The organism is Solimonas aquatica, assembly GCF_900111015.1.
Lineage (GTDB): Bacteria > Pseudomonadota > Gammaproteobacteria > Nevskiales > Nevskiaceae > Solimonas > Solimonas aquatica.
On the sequence record NZ_FOFS01000007.1, the window covers coordinates 40,244 to 57,707 of the forward strand.

At 67.5% G+C, this 17,464-nt stretch carries 14 protein-coding genes; 4 read left to right on the top strand and 10 right to left on the bottom strand.

The genetic code is table 11. From position 1 onward, the window contains the following. Nucleotides 1-44 precede the first annotated feature (44 nt). Both BMY12_RS09715 and BMY12_RS09720 read left to right on the top strand, forming a co-directional pair. Nucleotides 45-2,474, top strand: a complete 2,430-nt coding sequence (locus BMY12_RS09715; RefSeq protein WP_093285236.1) for a TonB-dependent receptor — start codon at nt 45-47, stop codon at nt 2,472-2,474. A gap of 219 nt (nt 2,475-2,693) precedes the next feature. After that, a complete protein-coding gene (locus BMY12_RS09720; RefSeq protein ID WP_093285238.1) occupies nt 2,694-3,497 on the top strand; it encodes an SDR family NAD(P)-dependent oxidoreductase in 804 nt (267 codons plus the stop codon). Nucleotides 3,498-3,535: 38 nt separating this feature from the next. Here the strand turns inward: BMY12_RS09720 and BMY12_RS09725 are convergent, their stop codons facing one another. Both BMY12_RS09725 and BMY12_RS09730 read right to left on the bottom strand, forming a co-directional pair. Then, nucleotides 3,536-3,910, bottom strand: a complete 375-nt coding sequence (locus BMY12_RS09725) for a c-type cytochrome (RefSeq protein WP_218140152.1) — start codon at nt 3,908-3,910, stop codon at nt 3,536-3,538. 142 nt (nt 3,911-4,052) lie between these two features. Beyond that, a complete protein-coding gene (locus tag BMY12_RS09730; protein ID WP_093285245.1) occupies nt 4,053-4,559 on the bottom strand; it encodes a winged helix-turn-helix transcriptional regulator in 507 nt (168 codons plus the stop codon). Nucleotides 4,560-4,660: 101 nt separating this feature from the next. Between BMY12_RS09730 and BMY12_RS09735 the strand changes: the two genes are divergently transcribed. Next, the gene (locus BMY12_RS09735) at nt 4,661-6,964 is read left to right on the top strand and encodes a molybdopterin-dependent oxidoreductase (RefSeq protein ID WP_093285248.1); all 2,304 of its coding nucleotides are present in this window, start codon (nt 4,661-4,663) and stop codon (nt 6,962-6,964) included. Between the two features lie 37 nt (nt 6,965-7,001). Here BMY12_RS09735 and BMY12_RS09740 read toward each other — a convergent pair whose 3' ends face one another. The 8 genes from BMY12_RS09740 to BMY12_RS09775 all read right to left on the bottom strand — a co-directional run bounded on the left by BMY12_RS09740 (nt 7,002) and on the right by BMY12_RS09775 (nt 16,014). Beyond that, the gene (locus BMY12_RS09740) at nt 7,002-7,892 is read right to left on the bottom strand and encodes an FAD:protein FMN transferase (protein WP_218140153.1); all 891 of its coding nucleotides are present in this window, start codon (nt 7,890-7,892) and stop codon (nt 7,002-7,004) included. Continuing rightward, nucleotides 7,889-9,190, bottom strand: coding sequence for a DUF3570 domain-containing protein (locus BMY12_RS09745; protein WP_093285251.1), 1,302 nt, complete (start codon nt 9,188-9,190; stop codon nt 7,889-7,891). The genes BMY12_RS09740 and BMY12_RS09745 overlap by 4 nt, the downstream gene beginning before the upstream one ends. Continuing rightward, a complete protein-coding gene (locus tag BMY12_RS09750) occupies nt 9,181-9,390 on the bottom strand; it encodes a DUF4266 domain-containing protein (RefSeq protein WP_093285253.1) in 210 nt (69 codons plus the stop codon). The genes BMY12_RS09745 and BMY12_RS09750 overlap by 10 nt, the downstream gene beginning before the upstream one ends. After that, nucleotides 9,387-9,848, bottom strand: a complete 462-nt coding sequence (locus BMY12_RS09755; protein ID WP_093285256.1) for a TlpA family protein disulfide reductase — start codon at nt 9,846-9,848, stop codon at nt 9,387-9,389. Before BMY12_RS09755 ends, BMY12_RS09750 begins: the two co-directional genes overlap by 4 nt. 94 nt (nt 9,849-9,942) lie before the next feature. Further along, the gene (locus tag BMY12_RS09760; protein ID WP_093285258.1) at nt 9,943-13,002 is read right to left on the bottom strand and encodes an efflux RND transporter permease subunit; all 3,060 of its coding nucleotides are present in this window, start codon (nt 13,000-13,002) and stop codon (nt 9,943-9,945) included. 14 nt (nt 13,003-13,016) lie between these two features. After that, on the bottom strand, nt 13,017-13,964 hold the full coding sequence (locus tag BMY12_RS09765) for an efflux RND transporter periplasmic adaptor subunit (RefSeq protein WP_143068909.1): 948 nt from the start codon (nt 13,962-13,964) through the stop codon (nt 13,017-13,019). Next, entirely contained in the window at nt 13,961-15,340 is a 1,380-nt protein-coding gene (locus tag BMY12_RS09770; protein WP_177188929.1) for a TolC family protein, read from the bottom strand. Before BMY12_RS09770 ends, BMY12_RS09765 begins: the two co-directional genes overlap by 4 nt. Nucleotides 15,341-15,630: 290 nt before the next feature. Beyond that, on the bottom strand, nt 15,631-16,014 hold the full coding sequence (locus BMY12_RS09775) for an SWIB/MDM2 domain-containing protein (protein ID WP_093285266.1): 384 nt from the start codon (nt 16,012-16,014) through the stop codon (nt 15,631-15,633). A gap of 143 nt (nt 16,015-16,157) precedes the next feature. Here BMY12_RS09775 and BMY12_RS09780 point away from each other — a divergent pair, with 143 nt between their 5' ends. After that, entirely contained in the window at nt 16,158-17,414 is a 1,257-nt protein-coding gene (locus BMY12_RS09780) for a putative Na+/H+ antiporter (protein ID WP_093285270.1), read from the top strand. Nucleotides 17,415-17,464: the final 50 nt, after the last annotated feature.

A 17,464-nucleotide genomic window follows, 5' to 3' on the forward strand; every position in this document is an offset into this window, starting at 1 on the left:
CAGGCCGCTCGCCCTGATTAAAACGTCTTCTAAGGAGAGAGCGCATGAAAAAGAGAGTGCTCGCCGCGGCGATGACCTCGGTGGCGGGTTTTGGCCTGGGCGTATCGTCCGCGGCCCTGGCGCAGATCGAGCCGCAGGCGCCGGCCGCCGAGCCGGCAGCGGCCACGGACAGCGCCGCAGCCGATGAAATTCCCACGGTCGTGGTGACCGCCAACCGCCGCGCGGAAAATCTGGAAAAAGTCTCCGCCTCGATCACGGCGCTGGATGCCACGCGTCTGGCCGAGCAGGGCATCGTCTCGCAGTCGGATCTGCAGGCGGCGGTGCCGGGACTGACCGTGCGTCAGACGCAGGGCTCCAACTCGCTGACGCTGTCGATCCGTGGTCAGACCATCGATGCCTTCACCGGCTCCAAGACCGCCGTGGTGCCGTACTTCAACGAAGTGCAGCTCAACACCGGCGGCGCCTCCACGTTCTACGATCTCGAATCGGTGCAGGTGCTGAAAGGTCCGCAGGGCACGCTGTTCGGCCGCAACGCCACCGGCGGCGCCGTGCTCTATACCGCCGCCAAGCCCAAGGATGAAGTGGGCGGCTATCTCAAGATGCGCGGCGGCAGCTACAACCTGACGGAAGCGCAGGGCGCTGTGAACCTGCCGCTGTCCGGCAACACGCTCTTGATGCGTATCGCCGGCGATGTGATTCATCAGGACGGCTTCCAGGAAAACATTCACGACGGCCGCGATCTGGGCGAAGTGGCACGCCAGAGCGGCCGCATCAGCCTGCTGTGGCGTCCCAGCGAGGCGCTGGAAAACTCCACGCTGATCTCCGCCGATCACGTCGGCGGCAACAGCACGGCGACGCGGCTGAAGACGGTGAATCGTGTCAATCACACCACGTTCGCCTGCGTGAATCCGAATGTGGTGAACTGTGCCTCGGACCTGCTGTTCAGCCCCAGCGTCGATACGGTTTACGCCTATCCCACCATGTGGGCGCAGTACACCGCCGCACATCCGGAGCTCAATGCCAACGGCATCGCAGACTACCTGGACAACGATTCGCCCAGGATCGGTTTCTGGAAGGCCAACGAAGCGGCGCCGGTCACGCACAACGAGCAGGACTACTTCTTCGCCAACACCACCAGCTATCAGCTGGGCGAGGACCTGCTGCTCAAGAACATCGTCGGCGCCTCGCTGGCCAACACGCATGATCTGGGCAGTTCGGTCGGCGCGCCGTATCCGGTGTTCTACTCGGCCAACCTGGACGATCAGGAGTTCGGCAATCACGTCCGCAATCTGAGCTACTCCGAAGAACTGCAGCTGCAGGGCAAGGCGCTGAACAAGGCCCTGACCTACATCCTCGGCGCCTACTACCAGAAGGAAGACTCCAAGACCCTGTTCCCGCAGGTGTACTTCGACTTCTCGCCGGTGGTGCCGGGCACCAGCGTGGACAACCATTTCCAGATCAAGGATGAGACGCCGGCGGCGTTCGCGCAGGGCACTTACGATTTCAGTGCCATCGGCTTGAAGGGACTGAGCTTCACCGCCGGCTTCCGCTACACCTGGGAGTCGGTGGACATCTCGCAGCTGTCCAGGAGCGTGTACGCCGGTGCGCCCGATCAGAGCACGCGCTACAGCAACCCGAGCTGGAACCTGGGGCTGTCGTATCAAGTCATGGATGATCTGCTGCTGTACGTGCAGGGCCGTCGCAGCTGGCGCGCGGGTGGTTTCAACGGCACGGCGCCGCCGTCCCTGGACACCGGCAGCGGCATTCTCGAAGACGTGAACATCTTCAAGCCCGAGTTCGTGCACGATGTCGAAGTCGGCGCCAAGTTTGCGGGCAGCCTGTTCGGTCGTCCGCTGCGCGCCAACCTCGCGCTCTACAACCAGTGGATCAAGAACGTGCAGCGTGCCGAGTTCCCCGATCCGCCGGGGCCGGTCACGTCCATCGCCTACACGGTCAATGTTCCCGAGGCGCAGGTTACCGGCGCCGAGCTGGATTTCGCCTTCAAGCCCGTGAACTGGATCGAAACCGGTTTTGCCGGTGCGCTCACGCGCGCGCGTTTCACGAAAGGCAAGGACACCGCCGACGTGTTCGGTGTGACCTACACCTTCGGCCCCTACGCCGACGTGCCGCGCGCCTCCGGCTCGCTGTATGGCACGGTGTTCCTGCCGACGCCGTCCGACTGGGGCCCGATGAATGTGCGCGCCGATCTCTACGCGCAGACCGGCATGTACTTCTCCAACAACAACAACACCATCACGCCGGACACCCGCATTCCCGGCTATGGCCTGGTGAACCTGCGTTATGACTGGAGCGAGATCCGCGGCTCGAAGTATTCCTTCGCCGCCTATGTGCGCAACCTCGCCGACAAGGAGTACTACACCGGCGGCTTCGCGCTGACGGCCTCGCTGGGCGTGAACTCGGTGGCGGTGGGCACGCCGCGCATGTTCGGTGCCGAGATCCGCTACGAGTTCTGAGCGCTGAGGAAACTCAGCACGGTGCAAGGAGCGTCCTGTCATTCCCGCGCAAGCGGGAATGACAGACTGTGCAGCGCCTCGCCAGCGCCTCGCGTACTGAACCGGCCCGTGAACGCATTCTGAGAAGAATGTCGTTCACGGGCCTTTTTGCTTTTGCGTGGTGGCGCATCGGTTCTATGCTGTCGCGTGGTGCCATCAGGCCCATCACCAGGAGCGGCAATGATCGGCAATGACCCTTTGGATCTCGGCGGACAGATCGCCTTCGTCACTGGCGCGGGCCAGGGTGCGGGACGGGCCATCGCGCTGGCGCTGGCGCGGCACAACGCCGGCGGTGTCGCGGTCAACGATTTTGTCGCGGAACGTGCGGAGGCCGTGGTTGCGGAAATCCGTGCGCTGGGCGTGCCGGCGCTGGCGGTGGCGGCGGATGTGGGTGATCTGAACGCCGTGCGCGCCGCGTTCACGCAGGCCAGTGAAAACCTGGGGCCGGTGACGCTGCTGGTGAACAATGCCGGCAACGCCGGGCCCGGTGTCACCATGCGGCCCACGCCGCTGTTCTGGGAGACCGCGCCGGAGGATTGGGGACGCTATTTCCACACCAATCTGTTCGGCGTGATGAACTGCTGCCACACCGCGCTGCCGGGCATGGTGGCGCAGAACCGTGGCCGCATCGTCACCGTGGTCTCCGATGCCGGACGGGTGGGCGAGGCGCGGCTCGCGGCTTATGCCGCCGCCAAGGCCGCCGCCGCCGGTTTCGTGCGCTCGCTGGCGCGCGAGACCGGCCGCCACAACATCACCTGCAATGCCATCTCGCTGTCGACGCTGGAGCCGGCGATGGCGGAGCCGGCGCGCACACAGTTCCTGGCCAGCGAACAGGCCAAGGCGCATGTCGCGCGCTATGCGATCCGGCGTTTTGGCCAGCCCGAGGACGTGGCGGGCATGAGCTTGTTCCTGTGCTCTGAAGCCGCGTCCTGGATCACCGGCCAGACCTATCCGGTCAACGGCGGCTACAGCTTTGCGGTCTGAGCGCAACGGCGGCGCGTGGCCGCCGGTGCCGGGTCTGCCTACTTCGCGTCGAGACTGAGAATCCAGGCCACCAGCTTGCGCGTGTTGGCCTCGTTGATCGCCACCGCATTGGGCGGCATGGCCAGGCCCGTGACCTTGTTCTTCCAGTGGCTCTGATACGGATTCGAGCCCTGCAGCACGGTCTGCGTGAGTTTGTCGAGCGCGTCCTTCTGGCCGTGATACTTGCGCGCGACCTCGGCCCAGGGCGGACCGATGGGTTCCTCGCCGCCGGCCTTGGCTTCGATGCTGTGGCAGGTGAGACAGCCGGCGTGCGCGGCCAGCTGCTTCATGTCCTCGCTCTTGGCCGGTGCGGCGATGACGCCGGCGCTGCCCAGGCTGAGCAGCAGCAGGGTGAGAAGGCGGGGGATACGCATGGTCATTTCTCCGGCGGTGGCAAGGGCCGCATGGCGCGGATGCGGCGGGCGGCATGCGCAACATATCGGCGCGCCGTGCGCTTCCCTTTGACGCGCATCAAACGCCGCGGCGCCGGCTGTGTCATGGCCGCGACAGTGGTGCTCAGCTGGCCTTCCGGCGCGAGCGTCTGCCTTGCGCCTGAATTTTCTGCGCCTGCGCGCGCAGTCCCGGGCCGATCAGCGGGGTGACCTCCCGCGGTTTGACCGCCTCGCCGCAATGCGAGCAGCTCAGCACCGCATGAAACTCGTGATTGCAGCGCTGGTGCTTGAACAGCAGCGGTGGACCGTCGCCTTCATCGGCCCATTTGTCGCCCCAGGCCACCAGGGCCATCAGCACCGGATACAGCTCCATGCCTTTTTCAGTGAGACGGTATTCGTAACGCGGCGGGCGATCCTGATAGGCCTGCTTCTCCAGCACGCCCTGCGCCACCAGACGGCTGAGGCGGTCCGCGAGGCGGTGCCGGGTGAGGCCGATCTGCTTCTGAAAGTCCTCGAAGCGGCGCACGCGCAAGAACGCGCTGCGCAGGATCAGCATGGTCCAGCGATCGCCGACCACGGCCTGGGCGCGCGCCACCGAGCAGGGCAGCCGATCGACCTCGTTCCATTTCATCCGGTCACTTCCGAAAAAAAGCCAGTGGCAATGCGCCTAGTTTGACATAGTTCCAAAATGGAACTTAATCTGGCCACCACATCTTTTCGGGGGGCACGGCCATGGCCGACGCAGAGCAGTGGCACAAGACCGCCTGCATTCTGTGCAGCATCAACTGCGGTCTGGAGGTGCAGACCGGCGGCGAGGACGGCCGGCGCATCGTCAAGATCCGCGGCGACGCCGAGCATCCCGCGTCCCGGGGCTATGTCTGCGAAAAATCGCAGCGCATGGACTACTACCAGAACGGTGCGGATCGTCTGCGCTCGCCGATGCGCCGTCGTGCCGACGGCAGCTACGAGGCGATCAGCTGGGAAGTCGCCATCCGCGAGATCGCCGCCAAATTCGGCGCCATCAAGACGCAGTACGGCAAGGAGGCGGTGCTGTTCTACGGCGGTGGCGGGCAGGGCAATCATGTCGGTGGCATGTATGCCGACAGCTTTCTCAAGGCCCTGGGCAATCCTTATCGCTCCAACGCGCTGGCGCAGGAGAAGACCGGCGAGTTCTGGGTGCAGGGCAAGATGCTGGGCACCGGCGTGCATCCCGACTTCGAGCATTGCGAGGTGGCGCTGTTCGTGGGCAAGAACCCCTGGCAGTCGCATGGCTTTGCGCGTGCGCGCGTGCTGCTCAAGGAGATCGCCAAGGATCCGGCGCGCTGCCTGATCGTGATCGATCCGCGCCGCAGCGAAACCGCGGAAATGGCCGACATCCATCTCGCCATCAAGCCCGGCACCGACGCCTGGTGTCTGGCAGCGCTGATGGCGGTGCTGGTGCAGGAGGATCTGGTGGCCAGGGACTGGCTGGCTGAACACACACGCGGCTATGAGGCGGTGGCGCCCTATTTCAGCGGCATCGACATCGCCAGCTACGCGCAGGCTTGCGGGCTGGCGGAGCAGCAGATCCGCGACACCGCGCGGCGCATCGCTGGCGCGCGCAGCGTGGCGATGATGGAAGACCTGGGTCTGCAGATGAACCGCCATTCCACGCTGGGCAGTTATCTGCAGCGTCTGATCTGGCTGTCCACCGGTCATTACGCGCGGCCCGGCACCAACAACGCGCCGGTGCCCTTCCTGTCGCTGGCCAAGGCCAGCAAGGGCGAGACCAGCGCCAGGCGCGGCCCGCGCGTGGAGCGGCGCAGCCCGGTGGCCAATGCCAAGATCATCATCGGTCTGGTGCCCTGCAATGTGATTCCCGAGGAGATCCTCAGCGATCATCCCAAGCGTTATCGCGCGATGCTGATCCACAGCGGCAATCCGGTGCATTCCCTGGCCGACAGCCAGCGCATGCGTGAGGCGCTGCGCGCGCTGGAGCTGTCGGTGGTGGTGGATGTGGCGATGACCGAGACCGCACGCGAGGCGGACTACGTGCTGCCGGCAGCGAGCCAGTTCGAGAAGGCCGAGGCCACCTTCTTCAATCTCGAATTTCCCGACAATGTCTTTCACCTGCGTCAGCCGCTGTTCGAGCCGCTGCCCGGCACGCTGCCGGAAGCGGAGATCTACGCGCGTCTGGTGGAAGCCATGGGCGAGCTGGGCGAGGCCGACTACGCGCCGCTGCGTCGCGCCCTGCGTTTCGGGCGCCTGGCCTTTGCGCTGCGCTTCATGATCGGCACGCTGCGCAATCCCAAGCTCGTGAAATACGCGCCGGTGATTCTGTATCGCACCCTGGGCGAGCGGCTGCCGCAAGGCATGGCTTCGGCCGCCGCGCTCTGGGGCGCGGCCTTGCTCTATGTGCAGGCCAGTCCGGCGACGGCGCGTGCGGCCGGCTTCGGCGGTCTGCTGCCGCTGGCGGCGGACAGGCTGTTCCAGGCCATCATCAGCCAGCCCTCGGGTGTGGTGTATGCACGTGCCACGCATGCGATGAGCTGGCAGGCGGTGGGTCATCCCGAACACCGGATCAATCTCAAGCTCGATGAGCTGCTCGCCGAGCTGCCCAAGCTCGACGCCATGCCGCCGCCGGTCGATGCCGACTATCCCTTCGTGCTCTCCGCCGGCGAGCGCCGCAGCGAAACCGCCAACACCGCCGTGCGCGACAGCAGCTGGCACAAGCGCGGCGTCTACGGCAGCCTGCGCATCAATCCGCAGGATGCGCGGCGGCTGGGTTGTGCCGACGGCGAACGCCTCTTGCTGCGCACGCGGCGCGGCAGTGCCGAAGTGATTGCCGAACTCTCCGACAGCCTGCAGCCCGGGCATGTGTCGCTGCCCAACGGCCTGGGCCTGGACTATCGCGACGCCAGCGGCGCGCTGCTGCGCAAGGGCGTGGCGCCCAATGAACTCACCGATGCGCAGGCGCGCGATCCCTTCGCCGGCACGCCCTGGCACAAGCATGTGCCGGCGCGGCTGGAGCGTGTCGCGCAGGCGCTGAGTGCCTGAAGCATCGGGCCAGGGTGATGATGGCAGGCGCCGCTGCTTACCAGATCACCTGAAAATCGCCGGAGAACTGCTGCAGGAAGTGCTCGGCCTGCTCGCCCTGCAGCATCGCCAGCGTCGACAGCACGCCGGCCTCGGTGCAGCTGCTGCCGGCGACGGTCACGCTGCGCGGTCCGCCCGGTACCGGCCAGCCGGTCCTGGGATTGAGGATGTGCGGATAGCGTTGGCCGTCCTTGAGCAGGAAGCGATGCGCATCACCGCTGGTGGCCACGCCGCCCTGGCGCAGGCGGATCAGGCTGCTGCTGGCGCCCAGGCCGCTGTCGATGCCCACCCGCCAGTCCTGGCCTTGTGCGCGCGGGCCGCTGGCGGCCAGATCGCCGCCGCAGTTGACCAGCACCGCGTGTGAAGTCTGCGCCGCCAGCAGCGCGCAGGCGCGATCCACCGCGTACTCCTTGCCGATGCCGCCGAAGTCGATCTCCATGCCGGCCGGCATCTGCAGCTGCGGCGACTGCCAGTGCAGTTTCTGCCAGCCCACCAGCGGCAGCAGCGCCTCGATCTGCGATGGCGTGGGCACGCGATCCGAGCCGTCGAAGCGCCAGGCGCGGCGCAGCACGCCGGAGGTCACGTCGAACAGACCTTCGCTCAGCTCATGCAGCTGCTGCGCGTAATCGAGAAAGCGCGCCGTCTCCGCATCCACCGTGATCGCCGCGCCCTGCGCGCGATTGATGCGATCGACGATATTGCCCGGCAGATAGCGGCTCCAGTGCTGCTCGATGCGCCAGACTTCTGCAGCCGCCAGCTCGCCCAGCCGGCGCAGCTCGGTGCGATCCGCACCATCGACCAGGACCTCGCAGGGCGAGGCCATGGCCGTGAAGCGCGCGACGAAGCCATCGCCGCCGGGCTCGATGCGGACGCTGCGGGTTTCGTTCACCAGTTGAAGCGGTACCCCATGCTGAGAATCACGGCGGACATGTCCGGTGCGGTCGGCAGACCCGAGTATGCCGCAGCGGCCTGCGCGGGAATATCACTGCTCTGGCCGCGCTGCTTGTAGTACTCCAGGCGCACGTTCCAGCTGTCGCCGTTGCGCAGCTGCTGGCCGAACTGCAGGCCGCCGGTCAGGCCGGTGAAGGCGCCCAGACGCGGATCGCCGCTGGCGTAGCGCAGGCCGGCATCCTCGCCACTGAACAGGGCGAAGTGGTAGAAGTCTGCGGCGTTCTGCCGGTAGAAGCGCAGGCTCGGCTGCAGATGGAAGGCTTCGGAGAAATTCCAGCGATAGCTCAGGCTCAGGGTGTGGGCATTGATGCCCCAGCTGTCGGTGAAGAAGCGGTAGGAGAAATCCAGCACATCGCGATCAAAGGCAAAGCGCTTGTACTCGGCATAGAGCGCGTGCTTGGTGCGCTTGTCGGGGCGGCTTTCGTAGAGGTAGTAGAGCGGATTGGCATTGGCATCCACCACCGAGACCACCTTGTAGGGATCGGTCTGGTAGCCGCTGGACAGGCCCAGCGAGTAGTTCAGCTGCAGCAGGCTCTTGCTGTCCAGCACCTGCGTGACGCCCAGCAGCAGATCGACGAGGTTCTTGTTCTTGCTGCTGCCGCCCTCCTCATCGTCGCCGCCACCACCACCTGCGCCCATGTGCGACAGCGGCTGCGGCGCACCCCCCACCGGACGCACCTGATCGTATTCGAAGGACACACCGGCGCCGAGCGTGGTGTTCTTCTGGTTCAGGTCCAGGCTGTAATGCGCATTGGCACCGAAGGAGGTGAAGTCATACTCGCTGGAGCCGCGCAGGCCCAGGCCCAGCTTGCTGTCATGCGAGAGCGGAAACTGATAGCCCAGATTCGCCGCGACGCGCTGATCGTGGAAGGTATCGTCCAGCGGCGTCTTGCCGGCGGCCGTGGTGTAGGTCTGGCCGCCGCCGGAAGGCGAGGAGAAGGTCTGCGCCGTATGCGCCGGGGCGGCGCCATTGGGGCTGGCGCCGCTGAGGCTGTCGAACACCAGACCCGCCGACAGCAGACGCTCGCCGCCGAGATTGAAGCTGGCATTGAGCACCGGCTCGATGGCCTGCACGCGGCCATTGCCTTCCTTGTACAGCAGCAGCCCGGTATCGAAAGTCCAGGGCTTTTCCGGTGCGGCCGGTTCCTGCGCGGCAGCGGGTTTGACGCCGGCCACGCCGAGCAGGCTCAGCGTGGCGGCGGCCAGACGCAGGCGCTGTTGTTCGTTCAGTTGCATCCGCAGCCTCCGCCGCCAAAGCCGCGGCCGCCGCTGGCGGCTTCCTTGCTGAAGTAGATGTGATCATCCAGCTGCGCCTGCACCGGATCGGCTTCCAGCTGCATGTCGGGACGGGCCAGCGTGCCGCGCTGCCAGGGCTTCACGTTCGCGCAGGCGCTCAAGCCGGCCAGCAGCGCAAGGCTCCACAACAATCGGATCATGGCGTCTTTCCCAGCGCGGCGGTGATGGCGCTTTCGTATTGCGGAATCTCTTCTTCGCGAAAACCGGAGTGCTGATGCAGCACGCGGCCGTCGGCGCCCAGAATCAGCGCGCTGGGCATGCCGGCGATCTGGTAGTGATCGGCGAGTGCGCCCTTGGGGTCATAGGCCAGCGCGAACTGCGCCGGATGCTTTTCCAGAAAGCGCTGTGCGTCGGCCTGATGCTCATCGACATTGACCGCCAGCACCGTGAGCCGGTCACCGAAGCGCGACTTCAGGGCGTTGAGCCAGGGAAAGGACTGCGCGCAGGGCGCACACCAGGACGCCCAGAAATCCAGATAGATGATCTTGCCCTTGTAAGCGCTCAGCGCGGTGGGCAACTCGGCGGCCTGCGCCGGCAGTATCGCGCTGATCGCCAGCAGCAAAGCGGCAATCAGACCATGGGGGGCTGGCCTGCGCATGAAGTCTCCAATCCTGTTGGTACTGGAGCGCTTTGTAGCAGGGCCTGCTTAAGATTTTCTTAGAGCAGCTTTCAGCGCTTGAAAGCTGCGGCTTTTAGTCGCGCAGCCAGCGCGCCGCCAGCGGCGGCACCAGCAGCAGGCTCACCAGTGTCGAAGACACCAGGCCGCCGAGAATCACCACCGCCATCGGGCCTTCGATCTCGTGGCCGCTCTGATGCAGCTGCGCGGCCACCGGTGCCAGCGCCAGTGCGGTGAGCAGCGCGGTGAGCAGCACCGGCGTCAGACGTTCTTCGGCGCCGCGCAGCGCGGTGTCCAGATTCCACGCGCAGCCTTCCACGCGCAGCAGATGCTGGTAGTGCGAAACCAGCAGGATGGTGTTGCGCGCGGCCATGCCGAACAAGGCCACGAAGCCCACCATCGAACCCAGACTCAGCGTGCCGCCGCTGAGCGCCACTGCCACCACGCCGCCAATCAGGGTGCTGGGCAGCGCCAACAAGACCAGCAACACCTGGCGGCTGTTGCCGAAGGCCAGGGCCAGCAGCAGCACGATCAGCAGCAGCGCCGCGCCGCTGTGCAGCAGCAACTCGCGCGCCGCCGCCTGCTCGGCCTGCGCCGAGCCGCCGTAACGCAGATACACGCCGGGCGGCAGCGCGATCTGCTGCGCAATCGCCGTCTGTGCGCGCTGCGCCCAGCCGCGCTGATCGCTCACGGCGGGACTCGCGGTGACGATCTGCCGGCGCAGGCCGTCCTCATGGCTGATCAGGCTGCGCGCCGACACGGTCTGCAGCTCGGCCAGCTGCGAGAGCCGCAGCAGGCTGCCGTCGCCACCGTGAATCAGCAGCGTCTCCAGGGCCTGCGGTGAAGGCAGGAGACCGGATACCCGCAGGGTCAGCGGCAGGCTGCGGTCGGCTTCGCTGAGCTGCGTCACCACATGACCATGAAACGCGGCCTGCAGGGTCTCCAGCACCTCGGCGGCCTGCACCCCATGCAGGGACAGCTGCTCGGACTTCAGGCGCACGCTCAGCTCGCTCTGACGCGGCGGCAGCTTCACGCGCACATTGCCGGCATCCGGCAGGCTTTCCAGCAAGGCGGCGATCTGCGCCGCGACGCGATCATTGGCATCGAGATCCTGGCCGAACACGCTGACGAAGAACGGCGAGGACTCGCCGGCCAGGGTTTCGCCGATGCGCTCGGCCAGCACCGAGTAGATCTCCACCAGCTGGTTGGGAAAGTCCTCGAACACCTCGCGCACGCCTGACTCGATCTCGTGCGTGGACAGCCCCGTGCTGCGGTCGATCTGGATCTCGAACTCGCTCTTGTTGGGCAGGTCGGGGTCCTGGCCGTTTTCGGCGCGGCCGATCTGCTCGGCCACGCTCTTCACGCCGGGCAGCGCGGCCAGACGTTCGGAGATGCGCTGGCCCACGCGCGCGGTTTCGGCAATCGCCACGCCGGGCCGCAGCGAGGCGTGCGCAATCAGATAGTCCTCGCGGAATTCCGGCAGCAGACGCGCGCCCAGCAGCGGCAGCAGCACCAGGCCCAGCGCGCTGGCGCCCAGCATCAGCAGCAGCACCAGCCGCGGCCGCGCATGCAGCGCGGTGATGATGCGCCGCTGCACCCGCTTGCAGCGTTTGAGAATGGGCGCTTCCTCGCGCGGCAGATGTTCGCGCATGGCCAGCGCGCACAGCGCCGGCGTGGCACTCATGGCCACCAGCAGCGAGATGCCCACCGCCAGCAGGAAGGCCACCGACAGCGGCCGGAAGAACGCGCCCTGCAGGCCGGAGAGCATGAGAATGGGCAGGAAGGCCACGGCCACGGCCGCCGTGGCGTAGAACACCGGCTGACGCACTTCCAGCGAGGCGGCGGTGAACAGCGCGCGGATGTCGAAGTCGCCGCTGATGGCGCGGCGCCGGCGCGTGATGTTCTCGACATCGATCACCGCATCGTCCACCACCACGCCCAGCGCCACCACCAGCCCGCCCAGGCTCATGGTGTTGAGGCTGAAGCCGAAGTTGTGAAGGATCCAGATGGTGGCCAGCAGCGACAGCGGAATGGCGCTGAAGGAGATCAGTGCGCCGCGCCAGTCGCGCAGCGTCAGCAGCAGCAGAATCACCACCAGCAGCGCGCCGATCAGCAGCGAGTTGCGCAGCTTGCCGATGGCGCTTTCGATGAAGCTCGCCGGACGCAGCAGCGCCGGATGGTAGTCCACGCCCTGGCGCTTGAGCTGCGGTGCGATGGCGTTCAGGCGCTGCTCCAGCTCGCGCGTCACGTCCAGGGTGTTGGCGCCGAACTGCGTGGAAGTCTCCACCAGGATGCCGGGCTTGCCGCCGATCATGGCATCGCCGAAGCGGGGCTCGGCGCCATCGCGGATATCCGCGATCTCGCCGAGCAGGATCGGCCCGCTGTCGCGCATCGCCACCACCGCCTGCGCCAGCTGCTGCGTGGTGGCGCCGGGCCGCTGTGCCTGCAGCACCAGACGCTGCGTGGGCGTTTCCAGATAGCCGCCGCCGATCAGCGCGGTGGCGCGACGCACGGACTCGGACACTTCACTCAGGCTCAGGCCGGCGGCGGCGAGCTTGAGTGGATCGAGGTGAATCTGCCGTTCGCGCGACAGGCCGCCGAAGATCTGCGCCTGTGCCACGCCGGGCACCGCCATGATCTGCGGCTTGAGCGTCCAGCGCACCAGATCGCGCAGTTCCAGCGGCGAGAGCTTTTCGCTGGTGAAGCCGAAGTGCAGCAGATACTCCATCGAGGAACTCAGCGGCGAGAGCTGCGGCGGACTCACGCCTTCCGGCAGCAGGCCGGCGGCCTCGGCCAGGCGTTCGGTCACCACCTGCCGCTGCCGGTACGGATCGCCGCCGCGTTCGAACACCACCTGGATCGCCGACAGGCCCTGCGCGGAGTTGGAGCGCAGCGCGGCCAGGTTCTCGGTGCCGGCCAGCAGGTTCTCCAGCGGCCGCGTCACCAGCGCCTCCACCTGCTGCGCGTCCAGGCCCGGGGCCTCGGCCTGCACCAGCACATGCGGCGGCGCGAAGTCGGGAAACACATCGAAGCGCGCCTGCAGCAGCGCGCCGGCGCCGAGCAGCGCAATCAGCAGCGACAGCGCGGTGATGATGCGCGGATGCGCCAGCGAGGCGCGGACGATGGCGGCGAGCATGGGATCGGAAATTTTTAGTCGTCGTCGTCTTCGGCCTGCACGCCGGACAGGCCCTGCAGCGACCACAGCACGCCGGCGCCGCGCACCACGATGCGGTCCGTCGCCTTGAGGCCTTGCACGCGCCAGAGGCCGTCCTCGGCGCCCAGCACCCGCACCGGCACTGCGGCGTACTGTGCGCGCTGCTGCGCATCGCGCTGCGGCAGCTGCCGGTACACATAGCTGCCGCCGGCTTCAAAGATCAGCGCCTCCCCCGGCACCAGCAGCGCGGCCTCGTCCGCTTGCTGCAGCTGTACCGCGACGCGCGAGCCGGCCGCCAGGGGCAGCGGGGCGTGCTCCAGCATCAGCAGCAGGCCGGCGCCGCGCAGTGCGCTCTGTGCCTGCGGCAGATGGCCCAGCACCTGCGCCGGCAGGTTCAGGCCGTCGAGCTGCACCGAGGCGCCGCGCGGCAGGCCGCCGGGCAGGCCGCTGCCGGGCAGCTCGGCGCGGATCAGCACGCTGCGCGCGCCGAGCAGCTCCACAGCAAGCTGCGCACGCTGGGCGCTGCTGCGCGCGGCCAGCGGTCCCCAGCGCTGCGTGAAGCCCGCCAGCTGCGTCTGCGCTTCGCCGCGCGCCTGCGCCGCGGCGGCCTCGGCCTGCTGCACGGCGCGCAGGGAAGCGTCGCCTTCACTGTCATGCAGCGCGCGCAGACGGCTCAGCTCGGTCTGCGCCAGCTGCGCGCTGTTCTGCGCGGCGCTGAGCTGATTGCTGTCGGCGACGAAGGCGGCGGCGTCCAGCACCAGGCCATAGGCGGCCTGGCTGCGCCGTGACTGCGCCGCATGCGGCGTGGCCAGGTGCAGATCCACGGCCTGCTGCTGGCGCGCGCTCAGCGCGGCCGGAGGCTGCGGGCTCGGCGGGCCTGCGGCCAGCGCCGCTCTCAGGCCGCACAGACCCAGCAGCAGAAACGCGATGCGCGTCGCCATCATGTGGCGGTCTCCGGCCAGGGCACGAGCGTCTGCTCGGGACCCTGCAAGGGGCGGCGGTAAGCGGACTCCAGCTGCGCATAGGCCTGCTGCGCGGCGCGCGCGGCGGCCAGCGCCTGCAGCGTGGCCTCGTGCAGTGCCTGCTGCGCGTGCAGCAGCAGGCCGCGCTCGCTGGCACCCAGTTCCAGCGCACGCTGCGCGCGCTGTTGCTGGCGCTGCGCCAGCGCTGCGCCTTGCTCGGCGCGCTGCCATTGCTCGCGCGTCTGCTGCCAGCGGGTTTCGGCCTGCGCCATCTCGTCGAGCACGCGCGCCTGTGTGGCGAGCAGGGCCTGCGCGGCGGCCTCGCGCTCGGCCTGGGCCTGCGCGATGGCGCCTTCGTTGCGGTTCATCAGCGGCAGCGGTAGGCCCAGGCCCAGTGCGTATTCCTGTGAATCCCGGTCCCAGCCCAGCGCCGGACTCAAGCGCAGATCGGGCCAGCGCCGCGCCAGCTCATCCTGCAGCTGCAATTCGCGCAGCTCGCATTGCAGCAGGGCCTGCAGCACATCGGCGCGCGTGAGCAGGGCCTGCTGGCGCTGCGTCGACAGATTCTCGGCGGGCAGGTCCGTGATGCGCTGCCAGTCATCCCAGCGCGGCGCGATGCCCTCGAGCGCGGCCGGGGGCACGCCCAGCAGCGCCGCCAGATTCAGACGCGCCTGCTGCGCCTGCAGCTGCAGGTCCGCATGCTGCTGCTCGCGCTGCCGCAGCGCCTGTTCGGTGGCGGGCACTTCGCTGGGGGCGAGATCGCCGGCCCTCACGCGTCGCTGCGTGGCGCGCAGCAGGGTCTGCTCCGACTCCAGCAGCGCCGCCGATTCGCGCAGCGCGTCCTCGCTGTAGCGCAGCGCCAGCAGCGCCTCGCGCAGGCTGCTGCGCAGCTGCCAGACCGCGTCCATCAGCGCGCTCTGCGCGATGCGCGTGCGCAGCTGCGCCTGGGCGATGGCGCGCTGCCGCTCGCCGCGCCGTGGCAGCAGCAGGTCCAGCGCCACGCCGTACAGCCAGCCGCTGGCCTGGCCGGCCAGCTCCAGCGCGCTGCCGTGGATGTAGCCGGCGCTGAGATTGAGTTCGGGATTGGCGCGCTGCGCGGCGCTGCGTTCACCGGCGAGCGCGATGTTCACCTGGGCGCGCGTCTGCGCGATGCCGGGATTGAGGCGCAGCGCGGCCTGCAGCCACTGCGCGCGATCCCAGTCCTGCGGGGCTTCCGGCAGGCCGGGCAGATGATCGAGACGACGCTGCTGATAATCCTGCGCCAGCTGCGCGGGATCGGGCGGCGGCGTGCGCGGCGGCGCGTGGCCGCAGGACGCCAGCAGCATCGGGACCAGCACGATGATGGGCAGTCCGCGCATGGGCGGAAGATTCTCTCCTCTGGCGATGTGTGCCGCCTGGCTCTGCGTATGAATCGCCGATGCCGGGGCGCAGTTTCTTTTGCGGGCGCGTGCTGGCGAACATGCCAGGGGCCGAGGCGCTTTGTAAAGGCGCGCGGCCGGATGTCGCGCCACACATGAGGCGCGGCGTGCTTGAGGATGAGAGCGGGGGAAGGGGTGCTTGCGCTGCGTGCGGCGCGTGGGCCGGCAAAGCGCGGGTTGCTGCAGAAGCCCGGCGCAGACGCCGCGAAGGCGCCTGCGCCGGCGGTGCATCAGCTGATGTGCTTGGCAACCAGCTTGGTCATCTCGAACATGTTCACGCTGGCCTTGCCGCCGAAGATCTTCTTCAGCTTGTCGTCGGCATTGATCTGGCGCTTGTTGGTCTTGTCCTGCAGACCGTTCTTCTTGATGTAGGCCCAGAGGTTCTTGGTGATCTGACCGCGGGGCTGCGGCTTGGCGCCGACCACTTCCGCCAGCGTGGCGCTGGGCGTCATCGCCTTCATCAGAGCCGCGCTGGGCTTGCGCTTGGCCTTCACTACCTTCTTGGCAGCGGCCTTCTTCGCCGGAGCTGCCTTCTTCGGAGCCGCCTTCTTGGCGGCAGCCTTCTTCGCCGGAGCCTTCTTCGCAGCAGACTTCTTCTTCGTGGCCTTGGCCATGAATCCTTCTCCTTTACGAAATTGAAACCCAACTGGGTCGGCGTATCCTAGGGGAAGACGAAGCGTCTGTGTGGGTTTTTCGCAGTGCGCACGCAAAAAAATCGCATCGAAGCCGCCCCTAGGGGCGCCCTAGGAGGAAAAAAGTGACGCCGAGCCTCATCGAGTACGTGGCATCAGCCCTGTTTGCGGTGGCGCTGCTGCACACCTTCTCGACCAAATTCTTCGAGCGTCTGGCCCATGCCCAGCCTGCGCATGCGGGCTTCTGGCATCTGCTCGGCGAGGTGGAAGTGGTGTTCGGGCTCTGGGCCATGGTGCTGGTGGCGCTGATGTTCGTGCTGCTGGGTTCGGGCGAGGCCATCGCCTACATGGAAAGCCGCAACTTCACCGAGCCGCTGTTCGTGTTCGCGATCATGGTGGTGGCCGGCAGCCGGCCGGTGCTGGAAGCCGCCAATTCCCTGGTGACACTGATCACGCGTCTGCTGCCACTGCCGGCGGCGCTCTCGGGATATTTCTGCGCGCTGGCGGTGGTGCCCTTGCTGGGCTCCTTCATCACCGAGCCCGGTGCGATGACGCTGGCGGCACTGATGCTGCGCGAGCGTTTCCTGCGTGAAGAGCTGCCGGCCCGCGTCAAATACCTCACCGTGGGTGTGCTGTTCGTGAATGTCTCCATCGGCGGCGTGCTCACGCCCTACGCCGCGCCGCCGGTGCTGATGGTGGCCAGCACCTGGGGCTGGGACCTCGGCTTCATGCTGCAGCACTTCGGCTGGAAGGCTGCGATTGCGGTGGCCGTGAATGCCTTCGGCGCCACGCTTTTCGCACGCACGGCGCTGTTGCAGCTGCCACTGCAGGACAAGCCCAGGCGTGAAGCACCGCCCTGGCCGGTGACCCTGGTGACGCTGGGCCTGCTCAGCGGCATCGTGGTGTTTGCGCATCACCCGGCGCTGTTTCTCGGCCTGTTGCTGTTCTTCATGGGCTTCGCACAGGCCTACCGACGGCATCAGGGCCATCTGATCCTGCGTGAGTCCCTGCTGGTGGCCTTCTTCCTGGCCGGCCTGGTGGTGCTGGGCGGTTTGCAGCAATGGTGGCTGCAACCGCTGCTCACCTCGCTGAGCGAGACCGCCGTGTACTACGCCGCCACTGCGCTCACCGCCATCACCGACAATGCCGCGCTGACTTATCTGGGCTCACTGGTGCCGGGCCTGAGCCCGGAATACCAGTACGCCCTGGTGGCGGGCGCGGTGACCGGCGGCGGTCTCACGGTGATTGCCAACGCGCCCAATCCCGCCGGCTACGCGATTCTGCGCAGCCGCTTCGAGGACGAGGTGATCCATCCGGGCAAGCTGCTGCTGGCGGCGCTGGCGCCGACGCTGGTGGCGATCGTGGCGTTCCGCTTCCTGTAGGCCTGCCCGGGCTGCGGGCCCTCTTGAGCCCCCGCCTCTGCGCGCTGCAA

What these genes read in the sequence shown, in the direction of transcription:
- BMY12_RS09715 (WP_093285236.1), top strand. Translation starts at nt 45, where the DNA reads ATGAAAAAGAGAGTGCTCGCCGCGGCGATGACCTCGGTGGCGGGTTTT.
- BMY12_RS09765 (WP_143068909.1), bottom strand. Translation starts at nt 13,964, where the DNA reads ATGATGGCGACGCGCATCGCGTTTCTGCTGCTGGGTCTGTGCGGCCTG.
- BMY12_RS09725 (WP_218140152.1), bottom strand. Translation starts at nt 3,910, where the DNA reads ATGCGTATCCCCCGCCTTCTCACCCTGCTGCTGCTCAGCCTGGGCAGC.
- BMY12_RS09730 (WP_093285245.1), bottom strand. Translation starts at nt 4,559, where the DNA reads ATGAAATGGAACGAGGTCGATCGGCTGCCCTGCTCGGTGGCGCGCGCC.
- BMY12_RS09755 (WP_093285256.1), bottom strand. Translation starts at nt 9,848, where the DNA reads ATGCGCAGGCCAGCCCCCCATGGTCTGATTGCCGCTTTGCTGCTGGCG.
- BMY12_RS09775 (WP_093285266.1), bottom strand. Translation starts at nt 16,014, where the DNA reads ATGGCCAAGGCCACGAAGAAGAAGTCTGCTGCGAAGAAGGCTCCGGCG.
- BMY12_RS09720 (WP_093285238.1), top strand. Translation starts at nt 2,694, where the DNA reads ATGATCGGCAATGACCCTTTGGATCTCGGCGGACAGATCGCCTTCGTC.
- BMY12_RS09735 (WP_093285248.1), top strand. Translation starts at nt 4,661, where the DNA reads ATGGCCGACGCAGAGCAGTGGCACAAGACCGCCTGCATTCTGTGCAGC.
- BMY12_RS09760 (WP_093285258.1), bottom strand. Translation starts at nt 13,002, where the DNA reads ATGCTCGCCGCCATCGTCCGCGCCTCGCTGGCGCATCCGCGCATCATC.
- BMY12_RS09750 (WP_093285253.1), bottom strand. Translation starts at nt 9,390, where the DNA reads ATGATCCGATTGTTGTGGAGCCTTGCGCTGCTGGCCGGCTTGAGCGCC.
- BMY12_RS09745 (WP_093285251.1), bottom strand. Translation starts at nt 9,190, where the DNA reads ATGCAACTGAACGAACAACAGCGCCTGCGTCTGGCCGCCGCCACGCTG.
- BMY12_RS09770 (WP_177188929.1), bottom strand. Translation starts at nt 15,340, where the DNA reads ATGCGCGGACTGCCCATCATCGTGCTGGTCCCGATGCTGCTGGCGTCC.